Annotated in this window: 12 protein-coding genes; 7 read left to right on the forward strand and 5 right to left on the reverse strand. The window is 61.8% G+C overall.

Annotated elements, in window-relative coordinates; translation table 11 throughout:
• The first annotated feature begins 39 nt into the window (after window positions 1-39).
• Window positions 40-2514: a penicillin-binding protein 1A gene (locus tag SLW74_RS03355; RefSeq protein ID WP_410928352.1), complete on the forward strand. Its 2475-nt coding sequence runs from the start codon at window positions 40-42 to the stop codon at window positions 2512-2514.
• 124 nt (window positions 2515-2638) lie between these two features.
• Here SLW74_RS03355 and SLW74_RS03360 read toward each other — a convergent pair whose 3' ends face one another.
• From SLW74_RS03360 to rpmE, 3 genes are all read right to left on the reverse strand, one after another.
• Window positions 2639-3907, reverse strand: a complete 1269-nt coding sequence (locus tag SLW74_RS03360) for a malic enzyme-like NAD(P)-binding protein (RefSeq protein WP_410928133.1) — start codon at window positions 3905-3907, stop codon at window positions 2639-2641.
• Window positions 3908-4085: 178 nt separating this feature from the next.
• Complete coding sequence (locus SLW74_RS03365; protein WP_410928134.1) at window positions 4086-4889, reverse strand: thermonuclease family protein; 804 nt, start codon at window positions 4887-4889, stop codon at window positions 4086-4088.
• A 23-nt stretch (window positions 4890-4912) separates the two neighbouring features.
• Window positions 4913-5146: a 50S ribosomal protein L31 gene (gene rpmE, locus SLW74_RS03370; RefSeq protein WP_065986634.1), complete on the reverse strand. Its 234-nt coding sequence runs from the start codon at window positions 5144-5146 to the stop codon at window positions 4913-4915.
• A gap of 168 nt (window positions 5147-5314) precedes the next feature.
• On the opposite strand from rpmE, the gene SLW74_RS03375 reads away from it, so the two are divergent.
• Window positions 5315-7534, forward strand: a complete 2220-nt coding sequence (locus SLW74_RS03375) for a primosomal protein N' (protein WP_410928135.1) — start codon at window positions 5315-5317, stop codon at window positions 7532-7534.
• Here SLW74_RS03375 and SLW74_RS03380 read toward each other — a convergent pair.
• A complete protein-coding gene (locus SLW74_RS03380) occupies window positions 7528-7656 on the reverse strand; it encodes a hypothetical protein (RefSeq protein WP_274605108.1) in 129 nt (42 codons plus the stop codon). The genes SLW74_RS03375 and SLW74_RS03380 overlap by 7 nt on opposite strands.
• Here SLW74_RS03380 and argS point away from each other — a divergent pair.
• The 5 genes from argS (at window position 7655) to SLW74_RS03405 (ending at window position 12856) form a co-directional block, all read left to right on the forward strand.
• Entirely contained in the window at window positions 7655-9400 is a 1746-nt protein-coding gene (gene argS / locus SLW74_RS03385; RefSeq protein ID WP_296310018.1) for an arginine--tRNA ligase, read from the forward strand. The two genes, SLW74_RS03380 and argS, sit on opposite strands and share 2 nt — an antisense overlap.
• 1 nt (window position 9401) lies before the next feature.
• Entirely contained in the window at window positions 9402-10091 is a 690-nt protein-coding gene (locus SLW74_RS03390; RefSeq protein ID WP_065986637.1) for an SPOR domain-containing protein, read from the forward strand.
• A gap of 350 nt (window positions 10092-10441) precedes the next feature.
• Window positions 10442-10972, forward strand: a complete 531-nt coding sequence (hslV, locus tag SLW74_RS03395) for an ATP-dependent protease subunit HslV (RefSeq protein ID WP_065986638.1) — start codon at window positions 10442-10444, stop codon at window positions 10970-10972.
• A 69-nt stretch (window positions 10973-11041) separates the two neighbouring features.
• A complete protein-coding gene (hslU, locus tag SLW74_RS03400) occupies window positions 11042-12379 on the forward strand; it encodes an HslU--HslV peptidase ATPase subunit (protein WP_065986640.1) in 1338 nt (445 codons plus the stop codon).
• A gap of 99 nt (window positions 12380-12478) precedes the next feature.
• Window positions 12479-12856, forward strand: coding sequence for a gamma-butyrobetaine hydroxylase-like domain-containing protein (locus tag SLW74_RS03405; protein ID WP_410928136.1), 378 nt, complete (start codon window positions 12479-12481; stop codon window positions 12854-12856).
• 15 nt (window positions 12857-12871) lie between these two features.
• Here the strand turns inward: SLW74_RS03405 and SLW74_RS03410 are convergent, their stop codons facing one another.
• Window positions 12872-13150 (reverse strand): polyhydroxyalkanoic acid system family protein, encoded by a 279-nt coding sequence (locus SLW74_RS03410; RefSeq protein ID WP_065986644.1) that lies wholly within the window; start codon window positions 13148-13150, stop codon window positions 12872-12874.
• Between the last annotated feature and the right edge of the window lie 18 nt (window positions 13151-13168).

Consider the following 13168-nt stretch of genomic DNA (forward strand, 5'->3'; position numbering starts at 1 on the left):
GTCTAACTCATTCTTTTTTCTGGAAATCCAAAAGCCTTGATACGCCTGCTGAAGTTTGTCTGGTGGTCCATCGTCGCGGTCGTCTGCGGGCTGGTGCTCGGCCTGAGCGGCGCCTTCCTCTACCTAGCCCCGAACCTGCCCTCGGTCGATGCGCTGCGCAATATCCAGCTGCAGATCCCGCTGCGAGTGTTCAGCAGCGACGGCAAGCTGATTGCAGAGTTCGGCGAAATGCGCCGCTCTCCCATCCGTTTCGCCGACATTCCCCCCAATTTCATTCACGCCTTGCTGTCTGCCGAAGACGATAACTTCGAGAACCACTACGGCGTGGACCCGAGCAGCCTGATGCGCGCGGCCAGCCAATTGGTCAAGAGCGGTCACATTCAGTCCGGCGGCTCGACCATCACCATGCAGGTCGCGAAAAACTATTTCCTGACCAGCGAGCGCAGTTTTTCGCGCAAAACCACCGAGATTCTCTTGGCCTTGCAAATCGAGCGCCAACTTACCAAGGACGAGATTCTCGAGCTGTACGTCAACAAGATCTATCTGGGTAACCGGGCTTACGGCATCGAGGCCGCAGCGCAGGTTTACTACGGCAAATCCATCCGCGACCTGAGCGTTGCGCAGATGGCAATGATTGCCGGTCTGCCCAAGGCGCCGTCACGATTCAACCCACTGGCCAACCCGGTGCGCGCCAAAGAGCGCCGCGACTGGATTCTGGGCCGCATGTTCAAGCTGGGGAAAATCGACCAGAACACCTACCAGACCGCCCTTGTCGAGCCGATCAACGCCAGCTACCACGTTCAGAGCCCTGAAGTGAACGCGCCGTATATCGCTGAAATGGCGCGCGCCGAAATGGTGGGTCGTTATGGCAGCGCAGCCTACACAGAAGGCTTCCGGGTCACCACTACCGTGCCGAGCGGCTTGCAGGAAGACGCCAACAAGGCGGTGCAGGACGGCCTGATCGAATACGACCAGCGCCATGGCTATCGCGGGCCTGAGAGCCGATTCCCCGGCCTGACCCGCGAGGGCTGGGTGCAGGAACTGAGCAAACAGCGTCCGATCAGCGGTCTGGAGCCGGCCATCGTCACCCAGGTCGACAAGACCGGCATTCGCGTACTGACCCGCAGCGGCGAGAACGAAGAAACCGTCGCCTGGGACAGCATGAAGTGGGCCAAGGCGTTCCTGAACACCAACAGCGTTGGTGCCAATCCCAAGCAGCCTGGCGATGTGGCCCATGTCGGCGATCTGGTGCGTTTGCAGCGTCAGCCGGACAACTCGCTCAAGTTCAGCCAGCTTCCGGTGGCGCAGAGCGCGCTGGTTTCGCTGGATCCGCAGAACGGCGCGATTCGCGCGCTGGTCGGCGGTTTCGCGTTCGAGCAGAGCAACTACAACCGGGCAATGCAGGCCAAGCGTCAGCCGGGCTCCAGCTTCAAACCGTTCCTGTACTCGGCAGCGCTGGATAACGGCTACACCGCCGCCAGCCTGGTCAACGACGCGCCGATCGTGTTCGTCGACGAAACCATCGACAAGGTCTGGCGCCCGAAGAACGACACGGGCACCTTCCTCGGTCCGATTCGGCTGCGCGAGGCGTTGTACAAGTCGCGTAACCTCGTGTCGATCCGCCTGCTGCAAAGCCTGGGCGTGAACACGGCCATCAACTACATCACGCGCTTTGGCTTCAACAAACAGGACTTACCGCCCAACCTGTCCCTGGCCCTGGGCACAGCCACCCTGACGCCGATGGAAATCGTCGGCGGCTGGAGTGCGTTTGCCAACGGCGGCTACAAGATCAGCCCGTACCTCATCCAGAAGATTGAGGACCGTGAAGGCAAAACCCTGTTCGTCGCCAACCCGCCGACGGTGCCCGCCAATGACCCGAATCCGAAAGCGGTCAGCGAAGCGGCCATCAGCAGCGCATCGACCTACGCAGCGCCAGACACGCCACCGCTGACTGCCAACGTCGTGCCAAACGCACTGGATACTTCGGGCGCAGCGCCGGCCCCGGTGGTCGCGGAGCGGATTGTTGACGGTCGCACGGTTTACATCCTCAACAGCATGCTGCAGGACGTGATCAAGCGCGGCACCGGTCGCCGCGCCCTGGCCATGAACCGTCCGGACATCGCAGGCAAAACCGGTACCACCAACGAATCAAAAGATGCGTGGTTCACGGGATACAACGCTGACTACGTGACCACGGTCTGGACCGGTTTCGATCAGCCTGAAAGCCTCGGTCGTCATGAGTTCGGCGGCACGGTCGCGCTGCCGATCTGGATGAAGTACATGAGCGCCGCGCTGAAGGACAAGCCGCCACACGTTCAGGCAGAACCGGACGGCATCCTTAGCCTGCGCATCGATCCGGTCAGTGGCCGCTCTGCGACGCCAAGCACGCCGGGTGCGTTCTTCGAGCTGTTCAAGAGCGAAGACACGCCGCCTAGCGTGAACGAACTCGGCGGCAGCCCACCCCCAGGCAGCCCGCTGCCAGCGGACGAATCGGCGCCGATCGATCTGTTCTAGGGGAGCAGCCGCAAGCCTCAAGCGGCAAGCTCCAAGTAAAAGCAGCGGCGATCAGTTGCACTGCTGGTAGCCTCCAGCCATAAAAAAACCCAGCACTTGGCTGGGTTTTTTATGGGCGCTTGTATCAGCCGTTGAACACTTCGTCCACGCTCTTCAGCGGGTAGTGCTTTGGATACGGCATTGTCGCGACACCGCTCTCGATGGCTGCCTTGGCAACTGCATCGGAGATCAAGCCCAACAGGCGTGCGTCCATTGGTTTCGGGATGATGTACTCACGACCGAATTCCAGGGCGATGCCGCCGTAGGCGTCGCAGACTTCCTGAGGCACCGGCAGCTTGGCCAGTTCGCGCAGGGCGTTGGCCGCTGCGATCTTCATCTCTTCGTTGATGCGCTTGGCGCGAACGTCCAGTGCGCCACGGAAGATGAACGGGAAGCCCAGCACGTTGTTAACCTGGTTCGGGTAGTCCGAACGGCCGGTCGCCATGATCACGTCGTTGCGGGTGGCGTGAGCCAGTTCCGGCGAGATTTCCGGATCCGGGTTCGAGCAGGCGAACACGATCGGGTTGGCCGCCATCGATTTCAGGCCTTCAGCGCTCAGCAGGTTCGGACCGGACAGACCGACGAACACGTCAGCGCCTTCCAGTGCATCGGCCAGCGTGCGCTTGTCGGTGGTGTGAGCGAACTGGGCCTTGTACTGGTTCAGATCGGTACGTCCGTCGTGAACCACGCCGCTACGGTCGATCATGAAAATGTTTTCGATCTTCGCGCCCATGCTCACCAGCAACTTCATGCAGGAGATGGCCGCAGCGCCAGCGCCCAGGCAGACGATCTTCGCCGTTTCCAGGGTTTTGCCAGCGATTTCCAGCGCGTTGATCATGCCGGCGGCGGTAACGATCGCGGTGCCGTGCTGGTCATCGTGGAAAACCGGAATGTCGCATTGCTCGATCAGCGCCTTTTCGATTTCGAAGCACTCAGGTGCCTTGATGTCTTCCAGGTTGATGCCGCCGAAGGTGATGGAGATGCGTCGCACGGTGTCGATGAAGGCCTGCGGGCTTTCCGAATCGACTTCGATATCGAACACGTCGATACCGGCAAAGCGCTTGAACAGCACACCCTTGCCTTCCATGACCGGCTTGGAGGCGAGAGGCCCGAGGTTACCCAGACCCAGAATCGCGGTGCCATCAGAGATCACCGCTACCAGGTTGCCTTTGCCGGTGTACTTGTAGGCAAGTTCCGGATCGCGACCGATTTCGCGGACCGGCTCAGCCACACCCGGGCTGTAGGCCAGCGACAGATCGCGAGCGGTTGCAGTGGCTTTGGTGAGCTCGACGCTGAGTTTCCCTGGACGGGGATGAGCGTGGTATTCGAGAGCGGCAGTTTTCAAATCTGACATGGGGGCATTCCGCTTTTTTGCTGTTGGACAGACGGACCGCCGAGCATACGCAAGTCATAAAGTCCTAACAAGACTGGCGGGTCACCTGTGTCAAGAGGCCGCATCTACGACTTTCAGCGTAGAGACGCAGAACACAAGGCCTCCAGCGGCGACAATCCTGACCAAAACTGTCTACAATTTATTTATTGACTGTATCCAACATTGCAGGATGAGTGATCGGCATCATCCAGCGAGGCTGACCTGATTTAAGGCTGCCCCGACGCGAACGATCGACTACCCAGCCACGCGCCTCGATTCGCTGACCTTTCAAGCGCTGCAACGCGGCAGTGTCAAACTGGCCGAGCAGCCTGGGCGCAATGCGCAGCACCAGCGCATCGCCGAATTCGATCCACAGGCCGCCGCCATTGCGCTGCATGCTGGTCACGCGCCCACTGACCAGCGCAAACCCGCCCGTGCTGATCTGCTCGACCGGCTGAACCGGCGAGTTGCGCCACAGGCCCCGTCCGGCCTGGCGTGCTGACGTCTCTGCGGCCTGCTGGCAGCTCACCAGTGCAACGTTAGGGGAGACTGCGACGAGATAGCCTAGGCCTTCCGCCAGCAGTTGCGCCTCGAGATTGGCGCCATCGCGGCCATAGACGTTGGCCAGGGTGCGTCCGTAGTGATCGGTCGGCTCTTCACCGACACGTAGCCTGACCTGCCCGTCACTGGCATCCACCAATGCCTGCAAACGACGCTTGGCCGCTTCGGCAAACGGCTGGGCGGACTGGCCCTTTTTGCCGGTTTCTGGCGTATTCAGGCCAATCATGCGAACGCTGCGACCATCGCTCAGGCGAACCGTGTCGCCATCGACCACTCGCTGCACCTGAAGCACAGGCAGAGACGGCGGCGCAGGGCACAAGGCCTGGGCCGACGAAAGCCAAATCGCAGACATAAAAAAGGCGCCCGCGAGGGACGCCTTTTTAAGCAGCCTGGAGAAACGCATCGGCGACTCCAGAACGGCCAACCTTACTCTGCAGCAGCAGGAGCTTTGGTAGGACCGAATGCACCGAAACGCGACTTGAACTTGTCGACACGACCGCCGACGTCCAGAGTTTTTTGCTTGCCGGTGTAGAACGGGTGGCACTCGTTGCACACGTCCAGGCTCAGAGGCTTGGCCAGTGTGGAACGGGTTTTGATGACATTGCCGCAGCTGCAGGTTGCGTCAATGGCTTCGTAAACTGGATGGATATCAGCTTTCATGGGTATTTCCTCAGGCTATCGTGCCGCCACCCAACACTATTGTTGAATACCGCACGGAATTAGGCCGCGCATATTAACAGACAACGCCAATCACGCAAGGGAACGTTCACGCCGGTCGTCTGCTAAGATCGCGCCCTTCGCCATACTCCGTAACAGGATATCCCCCGCGTGCCCGACGCCATCTTGCGCCTCGCCCTGCCCTCGCCGCTGCGTCGCCTGTTCGACTACCTTGCCCCCGCAGGTGTGGCGCGCAGTGCCTTGCAGCCAGGGATGCGCCTGCGCGTGCCGTTCGGACGTCGGGAAATGATCGGCGTGTTGGTGGAGGTCGTCGATCACAGCGACGTGCCGGCCGACAAGCTCAAGCCGGCCATTGCCGTGCTGGATGCCGAAGCGCCGCTGCCGCCTGCATTATTCAAGCTGTGCCTGTGGACGGCCCAGTATTACCAGCACAGCCTGGGCGACACGTTCAGCTGGGCGTTGCCGGTGTTGCTGCGCCAAGGGGAACCTGCGGAAGCGCGGCAGGAGCGGTTCTGGCACGCAGCCCCGGACGCCAGCGTCGATGACCCGCGCATCGCCCGGGCGCCGAAACAAAAGGAAGCGCTGCGCACCCTGGCCCAGCATCCCCACGGCGTGGCTCATCAGTTGCTGAGCAAGCTGATGCTCAACCGGGACAGCCTGAACTTGCTGCTCGCCAAAGGACTGGTGACCGTCGAGGTGCGCGGTCATGGCCCGGTCGAGCGGCACGAGCACTGGCTGGCGCAGCCGGAACTGCCGCTCAACACCGAGCAACGGGCGGCCTATGAGGCCATCCGTTCGGGTTTCGGCAGTTTCCACGCCTCACTGCTGGCGGGGGTCACCGGCAGTGGCAAGACCGAGGTTTATCTGCAGCTCATCCGCGAGACGCTGGAAGCGGGCAAGCAGGCGCTGGTGCTGATTCCGGAGATCAACCTCGGCCCGCAGACCCTCGCGCGCTTCGAGCAGCGTTTCAACGCGCGCATCGCGCTGCTGCATTCGGCGGTCAACGATCGCGATCGGCTGGACGCCTGGCTGGCAGCACGCGATGGCGAAGCCGACATCATCATCGGCACCCGTTCGGCGCTGTTCACCCCCATGAAAAACCCCGGGCTGATCATCATCGACGAGGAGCACGACGGTTCCTATAAACAGCAGGAAGGCCTGCGCTATCACGCCCGGGACCTGGCGCTGGTGAGGGCGCATCAGGAGGACATCCCGATCGTGCTCGGCTCGGCGACGCCTTCGCTCGAAAGCCTGCACAACGCCCACACCGGTCGGTACGCGCTCCTGCGCCTGAATCAGCGCGCAGGCGGTGCGCAGCAACCTCGCTTCCTGCGGCTGGATGTGAAAAGTCGTCCCCTCGACAGCGGCATCTCGGGCCCCATGCAGCAAGCCATCGCCCAGACCCTGGCGGCGGGCCAGCAAGTGCTGGTGTTCCTCAATCGCCGCGGGTTTGCCCCTACTCTGCTGTGTCACGACTGTGGCTGGTTGTCGGAATGCCCCCGTTGCGACGCGCGCATGACTGTTCACCAGCGCTCGGGTGAGCTGCGGTGTCACCACTGCGGCCATGTCGAGCGCGTCCCACGCAATTGCCCGGCATGCGGCAAGGTTGATCTGCGCCCGGTGGGTGCAGGGACCGAACGTGCCGAGGAGCGGCTGGCGATTCTGTTCCCCGACTATCCGGTCCTGCGCGTCGATCGCGACAGCACTTCGCGCAAGGACGCGATGAATCAGCTGTTCGCGACCATCCAGAAAGGCCAGCCGTGCATTCTGGTGGGCACCCAGATGCTCGCCAAAGGGCATCACTTCCCGCGTGTGACGCTGGTGTCGATTCTCGACGCCGATGGCGGGCTGTTCTCCGGTGACTTCCGCGCCAGCGAGCGCATGGCGCAATTGATTGTGCAGGTCGCAGGCAGGGCCGGGCGCGCCGAAGAGCCGGGCAAGGTGATCATCCAGACCCACCTGGCCGACCATCCTTTATTGATTCAACTCACCGAGCAGGGTTATTTCGCCTTTGCCGAGCAGGCGCTGAGCGAACGTCGCGCCGCCGGGCTGCCGCCGTTTTCACACCTGGCGCTGTTGCGCGCGGAAGCGCACAAGCCGGGTCAGGCCGAAGGGTTTCTTGACGAAGCCTGCACCGAAGCCGAGCGGTTATTGAAGGACATGGCGCTGGGCGGCATCGAGCTGCTGGGTCCGGTTCCGGCACCGATGGAACGACGCGCCGGACGCTATCGCGCTCAGTTGCTGGTCCAGGCCAACGCCCGCGCGCCACTGCACAAGCTGCTCGCGACCTGGCTGCTGACGCTGGAAAACATGCCGAGCGGGCGCCAGGTCAGATGGTCGCTGGACGTGGACCCGGTGGACCTTTATTGATTCGCATCGATTGACCGCGCATCCAGCGCGGTTGGCAAGGCGGCTCCGGCCACGGATAATGCCCAGTTTTTCCACCCGCGCATCCAGGCGCGGCCGCGCTTGCGGTCGAAAGAGAGCACCATGAAAGACACCATCCGCCAGCTGATTCAACAAGCTCTGAGCCAACTCGTCACCGATGGCGTCTTGCCGGAAGGGCTGACGCCGGCGATTCAGGTGGAGAACGCCAAGGACAAGAAAAACGGCGACTTCGCCAGCAATATCGCCATGATGCTGGCCAAGCCTGCCGGCTTGAAACCTCGCGATCTGGCCGAGAAAATCGTCGCCGCGCTGCCCGCCGACGAGCAGATCACCCAGGTCGACATCGCCGGCCCCGGCTTCCTCAATTTTTTCCAGAACACCCAGGCCCTGGCTTCGCGCCTCGACGAAGCGCTGGCCGACGCGACCCTGTCCGTGCGCAAAAATGGTCCTGCTCAACGCGTCGTGGTCGACCTGTCCGCGCCGAACCTGGCCAAAGAGATGCACGTCGGCCACTTGCGCTCGACCATCATTGGCGACGGCGTGGCCAGCGTTCTTGAGTTCCTTGGCGACACCGTGATCCGTCAGAACCACGTGGGCGACTGGGGCACCCAGTTCGGCATGCTGCTGGCCTATTTGCAGGAAACCCCGGCGACCAGCGACGAGCTGGCTGACCTCGAAAACTTCTACCGCGCTGCAAAGGGCCGTTTTGACGAGTCCGAAGAGTTCGCCGAGCGCGCACGTGGGCTGGTGGTCAAGCTGCAAGCGGGCGACGCCGAGTGCCTGAGCCTGTGGACGCGCTTCAAGGACATCTCCCTGTCTCACTGTCAGGAAGTGTACGAACGCCTGAACGTCAAGCTCACGCCGAAGGACGTCATGGGCGAAAGCGCCTACAACGACGACCTCGCCAATGTCGTCGCCGACCTGAAGAAAGCCGGCCTGCTGGTTGAGAGCAACGGCGCGCAGTGCGTGTTTCTTGAAGAATTCAAAACCGCTGAAGGCACGCCGCTGCCGGTGATCGTGCAAAAGGCCGGTGGCGGTTATCTGTATGCCACCACCGACCTCGCCGCCATTCGCTACCGCAGCAACGTGCTGAAAGCCGATCGCGCGCTGTATTTCGTCGATCAGCGTCAGGCCCTGCACTTCCAGCAGGTCTTCGAAGTGGCGCGCCGCGCAGGCTTCGTCACCAACGGCATGCAGATGGAGCACATGGGCTTCGGCACCATGAACGGCGCCGATGGCCGTCCGTTCAAGACCCGCGACGGCGGCACGGTCAAGCTGGTCGACCTGCTCGACGAAGCCGAAGAACGCGCCTACACGCTGGTGAAAGAGAAAAACCCGGACGTCGCCGAAGACGAGTTGCGCTCGATCGCCAAGGCCGTGGGCATCAGCGCGGTGAAATACGCCGACCTGTCCAAGCATCGCGCCAGCGACTACAGCTTCAACTTCGACCAGATGCTCAGCTTCGAAGGCAACACCGCGCCTTACCTGCTGTACGCCTACACCCGTGTGGCCGGCGTATTCCGCAAGCTCGAAGAAAAGGGCGAAACCTTCGACGCGAGCCAGGGCCAAATCATCCTGGACGCACCTCAGGAGCAAGACCTGGCCGCGCGTCTGGCGCAGTTCGGCGAGACCGTCAACACTGTCGCCGACAAGGGCACGCCCCATGTGCTCTGCGCCTATGTGTACGACCTCGCCGGTCTGTTCTCCAGTTTCTACGAGAACTGCCCGATCCTGGCGGCAGAAAGCCCTGAGCAACAGCAAAGCCGTCTGCGCCTCGCCGCCCTGACCGGTCGCACCCTCAAGCAAGGCCTGCAGTTGCTGGGTCTGGACACTCTGGAGCGTATGTAAGTTGGCCGTTAAAAAGAAACCTGCTCCCAAGCGCGGCGCCAGCCGGTATCAGGCACCCGCAAAGACGCCGATTCCGGGTTGGGTGTGGATGGCGATCGGCCTGACCGTCGGCGCTTTCGTTGTTTTTCTGATGAAGCTCGAACCCGGCAGTGGCGACGATATCAAGCGCGTCAAGGCTGAAGCCAAGGCCGCGAAGATCGCCGAAGCGAACAAGACGCCGCCCAGCCCGACCGCGCCCGTGAAGCCGAAGTACGACTTCTACACGCTGTTGCCTGAGTCGGAAGTCATCGTGCCGAATGAAGCGGTGCCAGAGAAGACGCCACCGGTCGTTGCGCCAAGCACGCCGGTTACGCCTGAAGTGGCCGCGAAGATCGACACGGCTCGTGCCCAGGCGGCACTCAGCGGTCTGACGCCACCGCCAGCGCCCCCGGTGGCCAAGCCGGCGGCCGTGACGACGTTCTTCCTGCAAGCGGGCTCGTTCCGCAAACAGGCCGACGCCGAAAAAGTGCGCGCGCAGATTATTCTGCTGGGGCAAACCTCGACCGTGGAGTCGGGGACGGTGAAGGATGAAACCTGGTACCGCGTGCTGGTCGGCCCGTTCAGCAACCGCGAACAGCTGACCATCGCGCAGAAGCAACTGGCGGGCGGCGGCTTCAGCAACCTGCTCCTGCAACAGCGCCAGGCTCGCTAGGGCACTTCATAGAGTGTGGTGGCTGCTCTTGGTCCTGATGCAACGCCATAGCGCAGCGAACACCGCACCTGTGGGAGCGAGCTTGCTCGCGAAGACGGTATTTCAGCCGCTGAAGATCTAGCGGATGTTCCTGCCCTTTCGCGAGCAAGCTCGCTCCCACGGTGATTGTGCTTGCGCTCGGGGACGCTCAGCGTCCAGCCCGGCATTACCACGCGGAGCGCGGGAACGATCAAGCAGTGATCGGCAACGCCATTCATCCCTCAACCCACTCAACGGTTGAAATACCCGCCCCCACCCCCATATGAGTTTCCATCAGGGCATTTTCGCCCCGCAGCGTGGAGACTCTCCCCTTGACCACCATCGTTTCAGTGCGCCGCCAAGGCAAAGTCGTCATGGCCGGTGACGGCCAGGTTTCCCTGGGCAATACCGTCATGAAAGGCAACGCCAAGAAAGTCCGGCGCCTTTACCACGGCCAGGTCATCGCCGGTTTCGCAGGCGCCACCGCTGACGCCTTCACCCTGTTCGAGCGCTTCGAAGCCCAACTGGAAAAGCACCAGGGTCACCTCATTCGCGCCGCCGTAGAGCTGGCGAAAGAATGGCGTACCGACCGTTCCCTGAGTCGCCTTGAAGCCATGCTGGCCGTTGCCAACAAAGACGCCTCGCTGATCATTACCGGTAACGGCGACGTGGTTGAGCCCGAAGATGGCCTGATCGCCATGGGCTCCGGCGGTGCCTTTGCCCAGGCCGCGGCCCGCGCGCTGCTGCTGAAGACCGAACTCTCTGCCCGTGAAATCGCCGAAACCGCCTTGCACATTGCCGGCGACATCTGCGTCTTCACTAACCACAACATCACCATTGAGGAGCAGGACCTCGCCGAGTAAGCCTGAGGTAATGGCCGCCATTCATCGCGGCCTGCCCGACTTGCACTCTGCCGAGGACCGTTGAAAACCATGTCCATGACTCCCCGTGAAATCGTCCACGAACTCAATCGCCATATCATCGGCCAGGACGATGCCAAGCGCGCCGTCGCCATCGCCCTGCGTAACCGCTGGCGCCGGATGCAGCTGCCTGAAGAGCTGCGCGTCGAAGTCACCCCGAAGAACATTCTGATGATCGGCCCGACCGGCGTCGGTAAAACCGAGATCGCCCGTCGTCTGGCCAAGCTCGCCAACGCGCCTTTCATCAAAGTCGAAGCGACCAAGTTCACCGAAGTCGGCTACGTGGGTCGCGATGTCGAGTCGATCATCCGTGATCTGGCCGACGCGGCGATGAAGCTGCTGCGTGAACAGGAGATCACCAAGGTCCGCCACCGCGCTGAAGACGCCGCCGAAGAGCGCATTCTCGACGCCCTGCTGCCACCGGCGCGCGCGGGCTTCAACGAAGACGCGACATCGGGCAGTGATTCCAACACCCGTCAGCTGTTTCGCAAGCGCCTGCGCGAAGGTCAGCTGGACGACAAGGAAATCGAGATCGAGGTCGCGGAAATGGGCGGCGTCGATATTTCCGCGCCGCCGGGCATGGAAGAGATGACCAACCAGCTGCAGAGCCTGTTTGCCAACATGGGCAAGGGCAAGAAGAAAAGCCGCAAGCTGAAAGTCAAAGACGCGATGAAGATGGTTCGCGATGAAGAAGCGGGCCGTCTGGTCAACGACGAAGAGCTGAAAGTGCAAGCGCTGGAAGCGGTCGAGCAGCACGGCATTGTGTTCATCGACGAGATCGACAAAGTGGCCAAACGCGGCAATGTCGGCGGCGCCGATGTTTCACGCGAAGGCGTTCAGCGCGACCTGCTGCCGCTGATCGAAGGCTGCACCGTCAACACCAAGCTGGGCATGGTCAAGACCGATCACATCCTGTTCATCGCGTCCGGCGCGTTCCACCTGAGCAAGCCGAGCGATCTGGTGCCTGAACTGCAGGGTCGTCTGCCGATTCGCGTCGAGCTCAAAGCGCTGAGCCCGCAGGATTTCGAACGCATCCTGACCGAACCCCATGCCTCGCTGACCGAGCAATACCGCGAGCTGTTGAAGACCGAAGGCCTGAACATTGCGTTCCTGCCGGATGGCATCAAGCGTCTGGCCGAGATCGCCTGGCAGGTCAACGAGAAGACCGAGAACATCGGTGCGCGTCGCTTGCATACGCTGCTTGAGCGGTTGCTGGAAGAGGTTTCTTTCAGTGCCGGTGATCTGGCGGGTGCGCAGGATGGCGGGACGATTCAGATCGACGCTGAGTACGTGAACAGCCACTTGGGTGAGCTGGCGGAAGACGAAGATCTGTCGCGTTATATCCTTTAAAGCAGCTGCAAGCGGTTAGCTTCAAGCGGCAAGCAGATTTCACTGGCTGCACGAATCTGCTTCGCTTGTAGCTTGTAGCTTGTAGCTGAGATTACCTCTATGACCCGCATTCCCACCGCCATCCAGCTGCACAAAGCATCGAAAGTCCTCAGCCTGAAATACGGGACGGACGAGGAATACCGCCTGCCGGCTGAATTTCTGCGTGTGCACTCGCCTTCGGCGGAGGTGCAGGGCCATGGCAACCCGATTTTGCAGTTCGGCAAGCTGGGCGTCGGGCTTACCAAAGTGGAACCCGCTGGCCAGTACGCGCTGAAGCTGACCTTTGACGACGGTCATGACAGCGGCTTGTTTACTTGGGAATACCTGGAGCAACTGGCGCAACGCCAGGCGCAACTGTGGGAGGAGTACCTGGCCGAGCTCAAGGCCGCCGGCAAATCCCGCGACCCTTCCGAGCAAGTCATCAAGCTGATGCTCTAGCCGTCGCTCCAGACGTCAGGCGGTCAGCACCTTGTCCAGCTGCCGTTCAACTTCCGACTGAATCGAACCGCTCATGGCGGAGAGGAAGAAGTTGAGATCAATGTTCACCCGCACCCATTCATCTTCGACCGCGACAGTGCCCTTGGCGCCCTTGCCTTCCAGGGCCACGGTGTCGCCTGTCCACTCGTGCTCGATGCCGTACTTGTCGGATAGTTTCTGCAGCATGATCTCAGCCTTCTCGCGGGCCTTTTCCTTTCCCAGCGTGTGCTGGCGTTCCACGGTAATTCTGGCCACTGACGGGCTCCTGCTTCG

It is taken from the genome of Pseudomonas sp. W5-36, assembly GCF_046540455.1.
GTDB classification, from domain to species: domain Bacteria; phylum Pseudomonadota; class Gammaproteobacteria; order Pseudomonadales; family Pseudomonadaceae; genus Aquipseudomonas; species Aquipseudomonas graminis_B.